The organism is Chitinophaga sp. ARDCPP14 (assembly GCF_051362515.1).
GTDB lineage: Bacteria > Bacteroidota > Bacteroidia > Chitinophagales > Chitinophagaceae > Chitinophaga.
The window spans coordinates 440988-457750 of the sequence record NZ_JBKIXB010000004.1 but is presented as its reverse complement, the minus strand read 5'-3'; the positions used below and the strand labels follow the sequence as shown (position 1 = coordinate 457750).

Annotated in this window: 13 protein-coding genes and 1 tRNA gene; 10 read left to right on the top strand and 4 right to left on the bottom strand. The window is 44.1% G+C overall.

Annotated features, from left to right (window positions below; all coding sequences use genetic code 11):
- The first annotated feature begins 2 nt into the window (after positions 1-2).
- From ACLHR0_RS14350 to ACLHR0_RS14340, 3 genes are all read left to right on the top strand, one after another.
- Positions 3-1457, top strand: coding sequence for a hypothetical protein (locus tag ACLHR0_RS14350; protein ID WP_436487420.1), 1455 nt, complete (start codon positions 3-5; stop codon positions 1455-1457).
- Positions 1441-1920 (top strand): antA/AntB antirepressor family protein, encoded by a 480-nt coding sequence (locus tag ACLHR0_RS14345; RefSeq protein WP_436487418.1) that lies wholly within the window; start codon positions 1441-1443, stop codon positions 1918-1920. Before ACLHR0_RS14350 ends, ACLHR0_RS14345 begins: the two co-directional genes overlap by 17 nt.
- A gap of 248 nt (positions 1921-2168) precedes the next feature.
- The gene (locus ACLHR0_RS14340) at positions 2169-2471 is read left to right on the top strand and encodes a helix-turn-helix domain-containing protein (RefSeq protein WP_436487416.1); all 303 of its coding nucleotides are present in this window, start codon (positions 2169-2171) and stop codon (positions 2469-2471) included.
- A 74-nt stretch (positions 2472-2545) separates the two neighbouring features.
- Here ACLHR0_RS14340 and ACLHR0_RS14335 read toward each other — a convergent pair whose 3' ends face one another.
- Positions 2546-2734: a hypothetical protein gene (locus tag ACLHR0_RS14335; RefSeq protein WP_436487415.1), complete on the bottom strand. Its 189-nt coding sequence runs from the start codon at positions 2732-2734 to the stop codon at positions 2546-2548.
- A gap of 19 nt (positions 2735-2753) precedes the next feature.
- Positions 2754-3059, bottom strand: a complete 306-nt coding sequence (locus tag ACLHR0_RS14330) for a hypothetical protein (protein ID WP_436487413.1) — start codon at positions 3057-3059, stop codon at positions 2754-2756.
- Positions 3060-3428: 369 nt separating this feature from the next.
- On the opposite strand from ACLHR0_RS14330, the gene ACLHR0_RS14325 reads away from it, so the two are divergent.
- Positions 3429-3671, top strand: a complete 243-nt coding sequence (locus ACLHR0_RS14325) for a helix-turn-helix domain-containing protein (RefSeq protein ID WP_436487411.1) — start codon at positions 3429-3431, stop codon at positions 3669-3671.
- Between the two features lie 18 nt (positions 3672-3689).
- Here the strand turns inward: ACLHR0_RS14325 and ACLHR0_RS14320 are convergent, their stop codons facing one another.
- Both ACLHR0_RS14320 and ACLHR0_RS14315 read right to left on the bottom strand, forming a co-directional pair.
- Positions 3690-5036, bottom strand: a complete 1347-nt coding sequence (locus tag ACLHR0_RS14320) for a hypothetical protein (protein ID WP_436487409.1) — start codon at positions 5034-5036, stop codon at positions 3690-3692.
- A gap of 199 nt (positions 5037-5235) precedes the next feature.
- Positions 5236-5306, bottom strand: a tRNA-Gln gene (locus ACLHR0_RS14315).
- Between the two features lie 167 nt (positions 5307-5473).
- Between ACLHR0_RS14315 and ACLHR0_RS14310 the strand changes: the two genes are divergently transcribed.
- From ACLHR0_RS14310 to ACLHR0_RS14285, 6 genes are all read left to right on the top strand, one after another.
- Positions 5474-7012, top strand: coding sequence for a hypothetical protein (locus ACLHR0_RS14310; protein ID WP_436487407.1), 1539 nt, complete (start codon positions 5474-5476; stop codon positions 7010-7012).
- 83 nt (positions 7013-7095) lie between these two features.
- Entirely contained in the window at positions 7096-10140 is a 3045-nt protein-coding gene (locus tag ACLHR0_RS14305) for a S41 family peptidase (protein ID WP_436487405.1), read from the top strand.
- 13 nt (positions 10141-10153) lie between these two features.
- Positions 10154-10705, top strand: coding sequence for an RNA polymerase sigma factor (locus ACLHR0_RS14300; protein WP_429051063.1), 552 nt, complete (start codon positions 10154-10156; stop codon positions 10703-10705).
- A 92-nt stretch (positions 10706-10797) separates the two neighbouring features.
- The gene (locus ACLHR0_RS14295) at positions 10798-11883 is read left to right on the top strand and encodes a FecR family protein (RefSeq protein WP_436487404.1); all 1086 of its coding nucleotides are present in this window, start codon (positions 10798-10800) and stop codon (positions 11881-11883) included.
- 108 nt (positions 11884-11991) lie between these two features.
- Entirely contained in the window at positions 11992-15345 is a 3354-nt protein-coding gene (locus ACLHR0_RS14290) for a TonB-dependent receptor (RefSeq protein WP_436487402.1), read from the top strand.
- Between the two features lie 12 nt (positions 15346-15357).
- Entirely contained in the window at positions 15358-16755 is a 1398-nt protein-coding gene (locus tag ACLHR0_RS14285; RefSeq protein ID WP_436487400.1) for a RagB/SusD family nutrient uptake outer membrane protein, read from the top strand.
- Positions 16756-16763 lie beyond the last annotated feature (8 nt).

Genomic DNA, 16763 nt, shown 5'->3' with positions numbered 1-16763 from the left:
ATATGATAGACTGGATAAAGAGCCATCACCCATATTTACAACCTGACGCATGGCGTGGTAATCCGCTGCTGGTTTACGGGGTTGATGTGGATTTGGCAACCGGTGAAATTATATCAGTTGCGCAAATAGCGGATTATAAAGGATTGCGGTTTGAAATTAGACCATCTGTTAAAGGGCCGGGAGCGGCACTTTTGCTTAACGGATCGTTACATAAATACAGTAATGACGGTTTGCATAATGCAAATGATTATTCATTTTTTCAGCTGGTCAATACCGTAAAAGACCTGACAGCCAGGTTCGCGGTTATTCCGGGTGCGGCAACCCTGCATGGTTTGGAGATTGGAGTAAATATAAAGTTGCCATTTTCGCCATTAAGAATATTTAAACAGGTTGTTTGCTACCGGAATAAGCCATTTACCCAAATAGATAAAAAGGTAAAGCGTATGGGGCTTATTTGTTGCCTTACGGACTATGATGTAAAGCTATACGATAAGCAGGCTCAAAGTAAGCAGCCATGCGGGTATATGTTACGGTTTGAAGTAAAGGTTAAAAAAATGCGGTATCTCCGGCCTTACCGGATTACGTCAATGGCTGATCTTACGGAAGCTGATAAAATGTATAGTCTGATAAGCCTGCTTATTGAAGTATTACATGGTATCGTTTTCTTTGATTATTCCATAGACCAAAGGCAGCTATCAAAGCCGGAATTAAACCAATTTCTAATGCTGAGTAATCCGGTAAGCTGGGCTGCCATGAGTAAATACCAATTGACCCGTAACCGGCAGCGATTAAACGACCTGATAACGAAATATTCAAAGAGGAACCTTAAACCTCTTTTAAATGCCTTGCTGCTAGATAATTGGAACGGCCTTTTTGAAGCTGAAAAACTGCAACCTTTTCACCAGTTAGGAGGCGGGCAAAATACCTGCGTGGATGCAACCTTTTCACACCTTGAATATGTAGGGGAAAAGGTAGCATTATCCCTTAACAGTAATAGGAGAAAAAAAAGTGCGAATCCTGCACAAATTTATTCACTGGATCAGGTTAAAATATATAGCGCGAAAAATGTTCAAAGGCGTACCTGTAAAAGTTGTGGTCGGGATATATCCAGTCAACAGGTAACCAGTATGTTTTGTAGTGAAAGCCGGTATGGGAAAATAGCTAAATCCTGTAGAAATAAAGACAGTAACCGCCGTAGAGATTTAAAACGCACAATTTTTAAAGCTATGAACATTCAAAACTTTATATCAATCACCTATCAGGTTGGGGGAAAGACTTATACAGATACGTTGCACCCCTCAGAACTAGATATAACTAAAACGTGGTTAGACCGGATTACGAAAATTGACATTATGCCTGTTGCATCGGGCGAAAAGCCGGAAACTATAAAGGGAAAAGCAGCTAAACAATTTATACAATCAAACTTTAAAATTAAAAATAATGAATGGACTAATTAAAATTCAGAACCACGCTGGACAGAACGTAGTATCAGCAAAGGAATTGCACAAATTTTTAGATGTTAAACGTGCTTTCCATAAGTGGAGCAAGGAAATGTTTGCTTACGGATTTGATAATGGTTTGGACTTTCGGCCAATTTTGGCCAAAAGTATTGGTGGTCGCCCATTAACGGATTACATTTTAACAATGGATACTGCAAAGGAAATATCCATGCTACAGCGTACCGAAAAAGGGAAGTTAGCCAGATGTTACTTTATTGAGTGCGAAAAGCAACTACGGGAACAGATACATAATGAAAATGGAGAATTGCGCTTAAAAGCAAGGCTATACGATATAGTTATAATCTGTAAGGGGCTTAACAAAGAGGCTGCGTTTATCCGCTATCAATTGCGTAAGACTGAAAGAAACGAGCCAGTTTTGTACTACCCTGTTTTTGTACAGTCGCAATTGTTTACAGCTTAGGGCAATTGCGGCTCTTAAATGCTTTATACCTACCGGATCGGTATTGTATCAATGTTCCGTATCTGGTAGGTGTTTGGTTTTAAGATAGATTTAAAGGTTGTTTGATACTTTTTCCTATACAGGGGCATTGCTTAGGGCAAATAACGTATGGGGGGTACTATCTAAAACAGTTCAACAAACTACCCATATTGGTGTAAACAACCGCGACACGTTTAAGTATATTTTAGGTTAATTTAAAGTGAATTTTAATGGGAAACGTAAATGCAGCCCCTAAGACAAGGTTTAATAATTTACTTGTAGAAAGGGCTTATCAATACTATTTGAAAGGTTTAAACGCGGTTGAAATAGGAACGCTATTGAATATTTCACCACGTACTATACAGCGGTACGCTAGGGATAATAAATTTAAAGAATTGGCAACGCCTGAAACATTGCAGAATCGCGCAAAAGAGTTATTCAGGCAAGGTCATAGTTACCGGGAAATAGCAAGCATACTAAGAAAAAGCAGGACAACGGTTTATTATTATTTAAAAGATAAAGGCAACCGCTGATAAAAAAAGGCAGCAAAACTGCTGCCTTTCCGGGGTGCGAATGTCCGGCCTCCTTCACATTATTGACCTTATTATTATGGATTAAGCCGGATTTGGGTATTAACCGCACCACTGCAAATAAGCCCTCCGTTCTTTTTCTGTAGGGCTATTTCCTTCCGCAATTTTTTAATTTCTATATCCATTTTGCGGCAATCCCTTTTTAATAGAAGATTCTTAGCCTCTATTTCAGCACAGGCTTGTATTAGAAATTCTTTATCAGTCATAGAACCAGCTTTAATCTTGTTATTGTTTACTGGTTTGAGGATTGTATTTGCTTATGTACATCCCTGCCTTTTCAAACACCTTTAGTCCTATTTCTATAATTTTATCCTTTTCGGCTTTGCTGATAGCAGAAATTACCCTTTTCGGATTTTCGGGATTTACCATATCCTTTGTCCTTAACTTTCTGTAAAATGTTGGAGTACTCCAATTGCATTCTTCACATACATACTCCCTGAAAACTGTTGGCAATGCGCTGAAAAGTGTATGAAGGTCTAGGGCTGCATTTGACTTGCCAGATGATATTTTTATTATAATTTCTTTTTGCATTTTTGGATAATTGAAGGGTTAAAAGAAATGAAGTGAGGGCGGGGGGAAACTAGCGGGCATAAAAATGGTGTAGGTTGGTTCCTATCACTGCTGAAGGGCTACGACACCCCGAACAAGAGAAAAGAACGCCTACACCAATATAGTATAGGCGATTTACCTTTTTCCCTCTTGTTCTTGAAAGGTCGTAGTTTTCAGCAAAGAGAGCAAAGCAAACACGCTTAGTATTTTATTATCCCGCAAAAGTAATAAAACTATGATGTATCCATAAGTTCAAAATCATTTTAACAAATATAGGGAAATATTGATAAAACCGGACATGTCCGGTTGGTTTTTTCTTTCGATAGGCATTGCTTTACTCTCAAAATGACTATGGAAAGCAAGCCACACGCCACGGAAGTAGATTTGTTTGTAATAAATAAGGTGAAAGAAATGAGGGAGAAGGAAAAAATAAGACAGATTGATTTATCACAACATTTAGGAATGGCCGATAGCTTTATTTCCAATGTAGAAAGCAATAAGCGGAGGGATAAATATAATATCCGGCATCTTAATGAATTGGCTAAGGTTTTCAAATGTTCGCCAAAGGATTTTTTACCTGATTTGCCTCTTTAAGCCTAAGAAGGAGTGTAATTATTTGACATACCTTCTGGTAGCACGAATGAAATTGTATATTCCGTAGGATGATACTATCCTAATTAATATATCAAAAATGGATGCTTTGCCTGTTATGATATTGTCAAATCTCCTGAATGGTGAGCAATAGTATAAAAAATTGCCGATGGCATTGTAGTCTACTGAAGAGTGAAAACTGAAGATGTTAGCAAGAGCTTGTAGCCTAAACCCATATATCCCTAAGTAAATAAGGAAAAAGTTCACCACTAGCATGAAAAATATGGGTCGTAGCCAACTTAATCCAAAGTTACTGCTTAACCAACTGAGAAGAAGGACAACCCAATTTTGTAAATTTTGCCTCCATGTGTAAGTACGATTAATCTCACTGTTTTGAGACTTAAACAATCTACGAGTTGACAAAAGTAAAAGAGTCCGCATTTCTAAGGCATGAAATTCATGCTCCTTAACGCTATCACCTTGTTTTGACAATACAAACTTCAATTGTCTAAATTCTTCTCTCAGGTCTGCTAACCTATCTTCCTTTAGTTTGAGGTTTAACTTATAGTAATGCCGCGGCCACACTGTATTTATGAAAACACATTCAATAAGCTGACTTTGTATAAATTCTATTTCTTGGAAACAATTGAAATTGAAATTGAAGAACTCCGTTTTCCCCAAATTCGATTGGAAACAGTAAAATGAACGATAAGATTCGTCTGTAAGGGTATCATTCCATACTAAATCGGAGAACCGTATTTTCCCTTCATTAGACAGGTTCAATATATTAATTCTAAATGCCCTTATTGAAAAGAAAGACGCCTCAGAATCTTTACTATTCGTCCCATATAAGGTTAACCTATCAATTAGTAAATGTCGAAAAAGCATTACACCTTTCGAGCCAGAAAAGTCAATATGAAAAGAATTAACGGAGTACTTTTTACCCTTAAAGTCGGCCCCAATTATTAACTTTTCAAATTTTCCAGCTTCAATGTAAAGCGCACCTTCTATATTACTTTCGATTATAACAGAATTAAACTGTTTTCCATTTATTATCAAGTCTTTCTTGAAAATACAATCAATGAAGCGAATGAAATTCTTGCTTTCTTTACACAGAATTTTTACATCTCCTTCAAAAGCGCAATTTTTAAATGTATAGTTCTTATGGATAATCTCTTCTATGATTAACTGGCTTTCAAATTCACAATCTGTAACATAAAGATCGCGTGGCCATTGCCCTTGCACACTTAGGTAGCCATCCCCAGTAAAACGAATATCTGAAAATATCAAACCTCCATAGCTGTCATATGGTTTCTGAGGTTGCAGGATAATAGTTCTTAAGAGAGAAGCCGGTTGTTCTGTTATCATATGCGCAAAAGATTATAATCAAGATAGTAAAATTGGCGCATCTGGGATGCTATAGCAGTAGTTAATAAAAGGAGAGACAAAAAGTAATGCGGTAATTTATTTTAGACATTGGAATTAAAACAACCACAAAAACGACAACCGCATAAAAAAGAAAACGCCGCAATCACTTGTCTAGCAAGCGTCTGCGGCGATTAGGTTGTTGCCTGACCTGGATTCGAACCAAGACAAACAGAGTCAGAGTCTGTCGTACTACCGTTATACTATCAGGCAATAGCAAATCAGGACCGCGAAATTATGACATTTCTGATAATTACCAAATTTTTAATCCTTTTTTCTCAAAAAAAGATCCTTAAAGCGCTGAAAATCATATACTGACGCGCCAATTCAGTGGCTTCTTTTATACTTGCAGCTATAAGTCAAATCCCTCAAAACAGGCTATGTTATTACTATCTCCCCGGTCCCTTGTTGCCCCTGCTCCCGGTTTCGGCGCCTTTGTATTTGCCAGCCGGCGTAATGGCCTGCTCCTGGCAGCTGCTATTATTGTTGCGGTGATCAAGATGGTGGTATTCAAACATTTTTTCCCGTACATAGATTTTACATCAGATACCGGTTCTTATATGGAAACGGCCCTGCAGAACAGGAATTATAATCTCTGGCCTATAGGATATTCCAAATTCCTGTGGTTGTTTCACCAGTTTTCCCGCTCAGAAACGATGCTCACCGTGGTGCAGTTTGTATTGCTGGAAACCAGTGCGTTTTTCTTCTATTTCAGTGTATGTTATATTTTTAATCCACAGAGCTATTTCAGGTATGGCTTTTATGCTTTCCTGCTTATTAATCCCTTGTTCCCTTTCCTGAGCAATTATTTTATTTCAGATGCGCTGTTCCTTTCGCTCGGACTTACCTGGATTACTTTGTTGCTGTGGATCCTGCATAAGCCAACTACGTTGTTACTGGTATTTCACGGGCTGTTGCTGGGCTATGCGTTTACGGTGCGCTATAATGCCATGTTTTACCCGTTGGTGGCGCTGATCCCGATTTTATTATCTGCTTACCGGCCGTGGCAGAAAGTGGTGGCTGTTTTGTTGCCGGTAATGCTGATCGTTTCGTTTGTACTGTTTACCCGTCAGAAAACAGCAGAGCATTCCGGGGTGAAAATATTTTCTGCTTTCAGCGGCTGGCAGATCATGAATAACGCGATGTATATGATGCAGTATGTGCCGCTGGATTCTGCGGGCGTGCCGCCACAGTTTGCCAAAACACATAAGGCGGTATATCACTACATGACGGCGCTGAAGAAGCTGCCGAGGAAAATAGTGGTGTCAGACGGATCGTATTTTATGTGGGACATGAACGGGCCGCAGAAAGGATTGCTGAGAGATTATGGGTTGGCGCATCAGGGTAAAGATGTATATGCGGGCTGGTGTGGCGTGGCGCCTTTATGCAGTGATTACGGCAATTATATGATCCGGAAGTACCCCTGGGATTTTACCCGCTATTATTTGCTGGGCAATACAAAGCTTTATCTGTTGCCGGAACTGGAAGTGCTGGGCGGGTATAACCGGCCTGTTATTAACCTGGTGAATAAAGAGGTAGCCACTTTTTTTAAAGATGGGGACAAGCCTAAGCCGGAAGGTAAATATAATAACTGGCAAAGCACGCTGATGTCGCTGTTCCCTTCTTTGATCGTGATTTGTCATTTGTTGTTTATAGAAGAAACGATCCGCTATCTTATTAAAAAAGGTACCTGGAAAACCAGCCGTAAATTTAATATTGCGCTGTTGTTGTGCTGGGCTTTCATCGGGCTGAATTTTGCATTCAGCGTTTTTGCCGCGCCTATTGTATTGCGGTACCAGGTATTGCTGATCGTGTTGCTGCTGGGGTATACCCTGCTGCTCACAGAAATAACCGATGCGCCACATGTGTCGCAGGCAGAAGCCGAAGCGGAGGAAGAGCGGGTGATGCTGGGCATTTAGCAGGATGTAGAGTACCCGGAAAATATGAATTATATATTTGTATCTTTATCCGGGCTGTTACAAACTGCATTCATGCACTGCGAATGAAAAGACTGATCATTATTTTACTCATCTTGTTTTGGGGGGAATATATTTTTGCCCAAAGTTCTCCCTGCTGGTTGCGTTATCCTTCTCTTTCTCCTGATGGAAAAACAATTGTATTTACTTATAAAGGCGATTTATACACCGTTGCTGCCAGGGGTGGTACTGCTGTACAGTTAACGGCTAACCCTGCGGAAGAGTGGATGCCTGTATGGAGCCATAACAGCAGCAGTATTGCTTTTGCATCTGACCGTTATGGTAATGCCGATATTTTCCTGGTACCCGCAAAAGGAGGAACTGAAAAACAACTCACCTTTCATTCGGCAGAGGAGTATCCCTATGATTTTAGTGAAGATGATCAGCAGGTGATTTTTGGTGGGGTGAGAATGGATGCGGTAAACAGCCGGCAGTTTCCTTCAGATGCACAGCCTGAGCTATATCGTGTATCCGTACACGGTGGACGGGTAACCCAGTTACTGGGCGTTCCTGCGGAAGGTGCAAAGCTCAACGGCCCATTCATTGTTTATCACGATAAGAAGAACCGGGAGAATCCCTGGAGAAAGCACCAGGTATCTGCTGCGGCGAGGGATATATGGCTGTATGACACGCAAAACGATACGTATAAGCAATTGACAGACTTTCGCGGGGAAGACAGGTCACCGGTGTTTACCGACAAAGGGAAATCCATTTGTTATTTGAGTGAAGAGAGTGGCAGTTTTAATGTGCACCGTTTGTGGCCCGGTCGTCCCGGCGCATCAGAACAACTGACAACATTTAAGCAATTCCCCGTCCGTTTTTTGAGTGCATCCCGCAATGGCACACTGTGCTTCGGTTTTAACGGAGATATTTATTTACAGGCGCCGGGCACTGCGCCCAAAAAAGTAAACATACATCTTACCAGCCGGGTTACGGAAAATACAACCGTAGTGCCGGTAGCGGATCATATTAAATACGGGGTGGTTTCACCGTCCGGTAAGGACATCGCGTTTATTTTCCGGGGAGATGTATTTTCCGCCGGCATGGAACACGGCGTTATCCGGCAATGGACGCATACTCCCGGGGAAGAAGCAGACCTGAGCTTTTCACCGGATGGTACCAAACTGTTGTATGCCAGTGAAAGTAGCCATGGCTGGCGGCTTTGTGAAATGGATCTGCTACATGGAAAGGAAACCGTGTTGCTGGCCAACAACCAGGAAAACTATCAGCCTTTATATTCACCAGATGGAAAAGAAGTAGCTTATATCGAAAACAGGGTAACGTTAAAAATATATAACATCGCTTCGGGAAAAAGTCGCCGCATTGCGTCGTTGTTCAGTCGCAGGGATCATGATCAGTATTTCCGCTGGAGTCCTGATGCCCGGTATCTCCTGCTTCAATACAACCAGCCGGGCGCCGGCAACCAGGAAGTGGGCCTGGTAGCAGCCGATGGTAGTGGTAGTGTACAAAATATTACGCAAAGCGGCTTTGGTGATGAGGCGCCGCAATGGGCAACGGACGGAAAGATGATGATCTGGAAAAGCGACCGGAACGGACTCCGGGGTTTTTCCACGAGCAGCAGCCGGCAACAGGACGTATATGCGTTACCGTTTTCCGGCGGCAGCTTTAAAGATGCAGAACAGATTACAAAACTGACGCCTTCAGCCGCTATGCTGGCAGATGTATTACTCAGTAAAAGCGGCAACAAATTATATTACCTGGTAAAAGCCGGTGCGGCTTACCAGTTGTGGATAACAGATATTACCACTAAAACGTCCACGATGCCTTTGTCGGTGAAGGCAGAAGATTGCTCGCTGCAATGGGACGCTGCACAACAACAACTTTTCCTGCTGGCAGATGCCCGCATCCTGCAATTGGATACTACGGGGCAAACGCAGCATAGCATTACCATTAACGGTTCCATGAAAATAGACCTGGCAGCAGAAAGGAAGGCGATGTTTTCCCATATCTGGCGAAGAACAAAAGAAGCGTTTTATACCGCTGGTTATCACGGCGCCGACTGGGAAGCGTATGGCCGGAATTATGAAAAGTTCCTGCCGCATATTGCCAACAACTTTGAACTGGCCGAAATGGTGAGTGAAATGCTGGGTGAGCTGAATGTAAGTCATAGTGGCGCAACGGGCAGCCATGTGGTGGAAGAAAAGGAAGAAACAGCTTCCCTGGGTATTTGTTACGATGTATCTTACAGTGGCGACGGTGTGAAAATAAGTGAAATACTTCCTGGCGGACCGCTGGATCAGGAAGCATTTAATCTGAAGCCGGGCATGTTTATTACGGCCGTAGATGGTGAGGAGATTACGGCAGATAAAGATCTTTCGCAATACCTTAATCACCGGGCAGGTAAAAATACCCGGCTGCGTATTGATGATGGTGGCCAGCGACGGGATATAGTGGTGACGCCGGTTACGCCGGAAGCAGAAAACGACCTTCTGTATAAAAGATGGGTAAAACGTAACAGGGACGAAGTAACACGCCTCAGCAACGGACAATTGGGATATGTACATTTATACCGGATGAACGACGCCGCCTACCGCAATGCCTACAGCGAAATAATGGGCAGGTACGCCGGCTGTAAAGGTATTGTAGTGGATACCCGTTTTAACCGGGGAGGCGATCTGGCTTCAGACCTGGGCATGATGCTGAGCGGCACGGAGATCAGGAAAAATACAACAGACGAGCAGGTGGAAAGCATAGAGCCTGGCTTCCGCTGGACAAAGCCGTCGGTGGTGATTGCCAACGAAGCCAACTATAGCGATGGCAGCTGTTTTGTGTTCGATTATCAGTATCTCCATATGGGTAAGCTGATAGGGATGCCAGTGCCTGGCAGTTGTACCTTCATGACCGGGGAAACATTGCCCGATGGTAACCTCCATTGGAGCGTGCCTTCACTGGGTGTAAAAAGCCGGGAGGGCTATTACCTGGAAAATCATCAAACGGAACCGGATATACGTGTAAGGAATGCGCCTGAAGAAATAATTAAGGGAAGAGATCAGCAACTGGAAGCAGCCATCAGGGAATTGATGAAGGAAACTGCTCCATCAACATTATAACGACCTGCATTTTATGTCTTATGAAGAAGACAATAATATTCATTGGGAACGCCTGAGAAACGGCGATAAGCAGGCGTTGTTTGCACTGTATAATAATACCTATTCACATCTGCTGAGGTTTGGATTGAAAACCTGCGGCAGCGATGAACTGGTAAAGGACTGTATCACACAATTATTTTTGCAGCTGTGGACCCGGCATCAAAGTCTGCGCCCGGTAACCAACGTGCCGGCCTATTTATTTACCGCGCTGAAAAGACAGCTACTGGATCAGTTGGCGTACCAGTCGAAGATCCATGCAGCTATTCACCGGATGACTGATAAGGAAGCGGAGCGCGAATTATCTTATGAAGAAATTATTATCCAGGTACAACAGGACGAAGAATTAAAGCAGCGGCTGCAGCAGGCGCTGAAAGCGCTCACTCCGCGACAGACAGAGCTGATACGGCTTAAGTTTTTTGAAGGATTGTCGTACGAACAGATTGCTGCACAAACTTCACAAACGGTGAAAACGGCTTACAATACTATTTATGATGCCATCAAAGCATTAAGGAAAATGCTGAAATAAGCCCGGCTTTCCCATCTCCCGAAAAAAAAATTATAAAACCTTTAGGAAAAACGATTGATTTTGCCGTCTGTATAGTCAAAGGCATTATCTACATGAATTTCCAGGATTTCGAAGCCGCCGACTTTGCATGTGATGAATCTTTCCAGCGCTATTGCCTGGAAGAGAATGACAGCGATATATTATTTTGGGAGAGCTGGATAACCCGCCATCCTGAAAAGAAGGCTGCTGTACAGGAGGCCCGGTATATGATTGGGGTATTGTCGGCCCGGCAGGGTAACCGCCTGGAGCAGTTGAAACACCTGAAAGATGGTATTTTACAGTATGATCTGCTCCATTCGGCCCTGGAAGAGCCGTTGGGGCAAAATACACCTGCTCCCGCCAGGAAAACCGGTCCATTATTTAAATATGCTGCCGCATTGGGGGGCATCCTGCTACTGGCCGGCGCCATTTACCTGTTCAGCCGTACCAACACCGTTACTGATATCACCTCACCCAAAACAAGCATGGTTGTTATCAATGCCGGCAACGATCCCCGTAAAACCGTGGTGCTGCCGGATGGCTCTTCCATTATTTTACGGAAGAACAGTACCGTGGAACTGGCGGAGGGATTTAATGAGGCCAACAGGAAGCTAACCCTTACAGGGGAGGCTTTTTTTGATGTAACGCAGCATGCGCAGTATCCTTTCATTGTACATACTGCCGCTTTTGATATTAAAGTATTAGGTACCGTTTTTAACGTAAGTGCCTATGCCGGCAGCCATCAGTCGGAAACCGCTTTGTTTAAAGGCAAGGTGGAGGTTACGCTGGCCAATAAGCCCGAAGAAAAGATCATATTACAACCAAACCAGAAGCTAACGATGAATGTTGCCGGGCTGCCGGCGCCGGTCAATCCTTTTAAAGTAATGCCGCTGGACGCAGACCCGGTAAATCATAAAGCCAGGGAAATAGCCTGGGTAAGAAACCGGCTGGAAATTGAAAATGAGCCGCTGGAAGTGATAGCGGGCAAGCTGGAAAAATGGTATGGCATCAAGGTCACCTTTGCGGATGAAGAAGTAAAGCATTACCGGTATTCCGGCACCTTTGAAAGTGAAACGATCCTGAAAGCATTGGATGCCCTGCAGTTATCTTATCCATTCAGTTTTAAAATGGTAAACGGTCAGATTATCATCAGTAAATAAATAATTATACATCAACCAAATAAAGAAGGGGGAAGTGCTGGAACACTTCCCCCGGAATTAGGCTAGAAAATGTCCTGAATGATCATTAACTAAACCAACATCAAAGGTATGTTAAAACTTGTATTCCTGGAATGGAAGGGGAAACCTGTTCCCACCGGCAAATTGCTGCTTACTATGAAATTAACTGTTCTTCTTTTTTTGACCTGCCTTCAGGTGCAGGCTATTTGTTTCGCGCAGGAGACCATTACCCTGCAGGTAAAAGAAACAAGTATCAAACAATTGCTGAAAGCACTGGAGCATCAAACGGCCTACCGCTTTGTGTTCCATGATAAAACACTGCCTGAAAACAAAAAGGTGACGGTAGCAGCAAAAGAAGCCACGCTGGATGCAGTGCTTTCACAGGCATTTGCCGGTACCAACCTGGCATATACCCTGAAAGAAGACGGGCTGGTGGTAGTATATGCAGGCGCAGAAAGTACATCTGCCGTAGATATTACGATCAGCGGAACGGTGAGGGGAATAGATAACCTGCCTTTACCGGGAGTTACCGTTCGTGCCTCCGGCACCACCGCCGGTACGCTTACCAATGAAGATGGCGCTTATACGCTCATCGCCCCGGACAATGCCACCACGCTCCAGTTCTCACTGGTAGGGTATCTCAGCCAGCAGGTAACTATTGGCAACAGACGTGAAATCAATGTGGTACTAACAGAAGACATCAAAACGCTGAATGCCGTAACGGTTACCGGGTATACGAATTATACCAGGGATAAATCTACCGCAGCCGCCGGCGTAGTAGGCGCTGATAAGATTACGCAGGTACCGATGGCTACCTTCGACCAGATATTACAGGGACGGGTTCCGGGAATGGTAGTATCTGCCGGCTCCGGCCAACCAGGTACCGCTGCAACGATTACCGTGCGGGGCGTTGGTACCATCAATGGCAGCTCCTCCGTTTTATATGTAATGGATGGTATTCCCATTGAAGCAGGGCAGTTCCAGGGCATCAACCCTTCAGACATCGCTTCTGTTACCGTATTGAAAGACGCTTCTGCTAAAGCATTATACGGATCACGCGGTTCCAACGGCGTAATTGTGATCACTACAAAAAAAGGACAGGCCGGAAGAATAGCGGTGTCGTATAAATCGCAGTATGGTTTTTCCAATATGACCACCCCCAAGTTCCAGATGATGAACTCCCTGCAGCACCTGCAGTTTGAAGAAGAGATTGGCCTGGAAACCGGCGCTAACCTGGGACCGGGTTGGGAGTTCTCCAATAAAAATCCTGACTACCTCAATAAAACACCACAGGAACAACAAGAGGCAGATCATATCATTGATAGCTTAAGAGGTGTTAATACCGACTGGAGAAAAATTTTCCTTCAGACAGGTAAATTCCAGGAACAACAGCTGAGTGTAAGCGGCGGTAATGAAAATGTGCGGTTTTATAGTTCTGTGAATTATTACGATCAGCAGGGTATTGCCAAACGCTCTGAATTAAAACGCTACAGCTTTAAAAATAACCTGGATTTCAATGCGGGTAAATTAACCGCCAATATCAACGTAGGACTGGCCTATTCTGAGTCTTCCTTTATAGAAAGAGAAGCCTCCAGTAGCGGCAGCAACCCGTTGGCAGCGGTATACTATGCCCTGCCTTATGAATATCCTTATGCACCGGATGGCACACTGGTTACCAATTATAACGATGATGTGTACCCGGTATATGATCTGCGGGAAGGCAGTAATGCACTGGAAGCCTTATTAAATACCAGCAGTAAAGATAACCAGCTGAAAAGCATTATCGGTACTTCACTGAATTACATCCTGGCCAAAGGATTGGTGGCGAAAACCAGGTTGGGCATCGACTTCAGGGAAACTACCACCGAGCGTTATGTGAACCCGGATTCTTATTCCGGCTATAAAGTGGATAACGGCGGAAGAGGAAGTTTTGGAGAAGGCGTTACCAGGAACGTTACGCTGGTGAGCACTTCGGGGTTAACGTATTCAAAAGTTACCGGCAAACATGATTTCGAAGTATCCGGTTATTTTGAGTTTACCAGGAATAATTACCGCGCATTTGATTATACAGGTTATGACCTGGACGACAGGTTACCCGCCACTCCTGCCGCCATTACACCCGGTTCGCCCTACAGCGCCTTGCTGGGCGGAGGCCGCACCAAAAGTGCGCTGGCTTCTTACATTGGTGTAGGCCGGTATACTTTCAATGAAAAATATACCCTGAATGCGAGTTACCGGTATGATGGCGCTTCTACCGTGCCACCGGACAACCGCTGGCATGGGTTCTACTCCCTGGGTGTTGGATGGGAAGTAAAGAAAGAGAATTTCCTGAAAGATGTGAGCTTTGTAGATAACCTGCGCTTCCGGGCCAGCTATGGTACTTCCGCCAATCCATTTTCCAATCTCGGCCCCTTTGCTTATTTCCGGACTTATGGAACCGACCAGTATGGCGGTAACCCGGCGATTGTGCCTAACCAGCCGGGTAATCCGAACTACGACTGGGAGTACGCCAAAGAATTTAACATCGGTTTTGACCTGGGTGTAATGAATAACCGCATCCGCCTGGTAACAGATGTATATAATAAAGTAACCAATAACCTCTTTATAGAACAGCCGTTATCTATTACGTCAGGATTTTCCACCATGTTCCTCAATTCCGGCGCTATGCGCAACAGGGGAATAGAAATGGATCTCCAGGGAGATATTGTGAAGGGAAAAGATCTCACCTGGTCGGTAGGTGTGAACTTTGCCTATAATAAAAATGTGATCACCGATCTGGGCGTGTCCGGTGAATTTACGCAGGGTACTACACAGATTGTAAGAGTGGGCTTGCCTTACGGATCTCACTATGCGCCTAAATGGGCCGGTGTGGATCCGCAAACAGGCGATCCTTTGTACTATGACAGGTCAGGTAATAAAACAAGCGATTATAATGAAACGGCTTTGAGCGTAGCCGAATTCGGCACTTATATTCCTCCTTTCACCGGTGGATTTAATACGGCCGTTAGCTGGAAAGGTTTTTACCTGAATGCGCTGTTTACATTTGCAGATAAAACCATGCGGTATCTCAACGAAGATTATTACAACGAGAATCCAAGTTTTGCCAGCAGTAATCAATCGGTACGTATGCTGTATGACCGTTGGAAGAAACCCGGTGATAATGCCATCCTGCCTAAGTTTGATGCCAGCAGGGGATTTTCTTCCAAAGATATCCAGGATGCCTCTTACCTGCGTTTAAGGAATGTAAACATCGGCTATAATTTCCCGAAAGAAATCATGACCCACCTGAAATTTGTGCAGGGCATCCAGGTATTTGCGCAGGCTCAGAACCTGTACACCTGGACCAGCTGGAAGAGTTTTGATCCTGAGAATAATTATGGCGACGGCAGGTTTGATTACCCCAGCGCACGAACCTACACTTTTGGCCTGAACGTTAATTTTTAAATCATTAAGCTCATGACGATCCGTTATATCAAATATACTTTTACACTCCTGTTGTCGTTGTGTACACTTGCCTGTAATAAGCAACTGGACCTTTCTCCTACCGACAGCATTATAGATCCGGGAAGAACCTTCCGGACTGTCAGTGATCTGAATGGCGGCCTGCTTGGCGCTTATGCCGGTCTTACCTACAACACCATCTACGGCGTATCATTGGTTACCGATGAATGTACCCTGCCCAGTGAGAACGGTACTGGCGGCGGTGTAGCCACTTACCGCTGGCAGATAGATCCCAGCAATACTACTATTACTGCTTCTTTCGGGGAGTATTATATTGCCATTGACCGCGCTAACCGCGTATTGGGCGCTATGGGCAATGTTACTGCCAAAGGTGATGAGATAGCCTTGAAAGATCAGTACCGCGGAGAGGCGCTGGCGATACGCGCTTATTGTCATTTCCAGCTATTGCAGAGTTATGCAGAGGCATATGAGCCGGCAGCGATGGGAGTACCTTATATGGATACTTCCGTTAACAGTTTTCCTGCCCGGAATACTTTTGGAGAAGTAGTAGCTGGAATAGAAAGAGATTTACAGCTGGCTAAAACACTGATCCCAGCTGAAGCAGATGATAACACGAGGATTACGCTTCCGGCCATTTCTGCTATCCAGGCGAGAGTAGCTTTATACGCCAAAAAATGGACCGATGCCATCACCTATGCTACAGAAGCTATTGATGCGCTGCCGCTGGCCTCCGCCAGTGATTTTCCCGGCATCTGGAAAGACACCAAGCAATCTGAAGTTATCTGGAAGCTGAAACAGGTAGCAGGTAGTGATGATGAGTTGATCGGCAGTGCTTATTTCGACAGGGATGTAGCGTTATATGTGCCTTCTTTTGAACTGATTAACCTGTTCGATAAAAATAACGATGTGCGTTATCCTGCTTATATACAGTTTGACGATACCCGTGGTGATGGCAACTCTGAATACCTGGTGAATAAATATTTTGGATCTTCCGGCAGCATGGGCCTGGCAGATATTAAACTTTTCAGAACGGGAGAAATGTACCTGATCCGTGCAGAAGCATTGGCGGAAAGTAACCGGGTGGCGGATGGCGCCGCTGACCTGAACGACCTGCGCGCTGCGCGTATCAATGGTTACACGCCGCAGTCTTTTAGTAATAAAGATGCATTGATCACCGCTTTATACACCGAACGATTCAAAGAGCTGGCCTTTGAAGGGCATCGTCTCTTCGACCTGAGAAGAAGGGGACTGTCTGTAACCCGCAACCCGGAAGACGCTATCAACGCACTGGGTGCTGTGTTGCTGAAACCTGGTCAGAAGGGATATGTATTTCCTATTCCTGATGCAGAAACGAAAGCTAATAAAAACATGAAACAAAATCCCGGCTACTGATGAAAAGA

Bases quoted from the DNA above. Each gene is read 5' to 3' on its own strand.
- ACLHR0_RS14330 (WP_436487413.1), bottom strand. From the start codon at position 3,059: ATGCAAAAAGAAATTATAATAAAAATATCATCTGGCAAGTCAAATGCA.
- ACLHR0_RS14350 (WP_436487420.1), top strand. From the start codon at position 3: ATGATAGACTGGATAAAGAGCCATCACCCATATTTACAACCTGACGCA.
- ACLHR0_RS14285 (WP_436487400.1), top strand. From the start codon at position 15,358: ATGACGATCCGTTATATCAAATATACTTTTACACTCCTGTTGTCGTTG.
- ACLHR0_RS14305 (WP_436487405.1), top strand. From the start codon at position 7,096: ATGAAAAGACTGATCATTATTTTACTCATCTTGTTTTGGGGGGAATAT.
- ACLHR0_RS14290 (WP_436487402.1), top strand. From the start codon at position 11,992: ATGTTAAAACTTGTATTCCTGGAATGGAAGGGGAAACCTGTTCCCACC.
- ACLHR0_RS14325 (WP_436487411.1), top strand. From the start codon at position 3,429: ATGGAAAGCAAGCCACACGCCACGGAAGTAGATTTGTTTGTAATAAAT.
- ACLHR0_RS14310 (WP_436487407.1), top strand. From the start codon at position 5,474: ATGTTATTACTATCTCCCCGGTCCCTTGTTGCCCCTGCTCCCGGTTTC.
- ACLHR0_RS14335 (WP_436487415.1), bottom strand. From the start codon at position 2,734: ATGACTGATAAAGAATTTCTAATACAAGCCTGTGCTGAAATAGAGGCT.
- ACLHR0_RS14340 (WP_436487416.1), top strand. From the start codon at position 2,169: ATGGGAAACGTAAATGCAGCCCCTAAGACAAGGTTTAATAATTTACTT.
- ACLHR0_RS14295 (WP_436487404.1), top strand. From the start codon at position 10,798: ATGAATTTCCAGGATTTCGAAGCCGCCGACTTTGCATGTGATGAATCT.
- ACLHR0_RS14300 (WP_429051063.1), top strand. From the start codon at position 10,154: ATGTCTTATGAAGAAGACAATAATATTCATTGGGAACGCCTGAGAAAC.
- ACLHR0_RS14345 (WP_436487418.1), top strand. From the start codon at position 1,441: ATGAATGGACTAATTAAAATTCAGAACCACGCTGGACAGAACGTAGTA.
- ACLHR0_RS14320 (WP_436487409.1), bottom strand. From the start codon at position 5,036: ATGATAACAGAACAACCGGCTTCTCTCTTAAGAACTATTATCCTGCAA.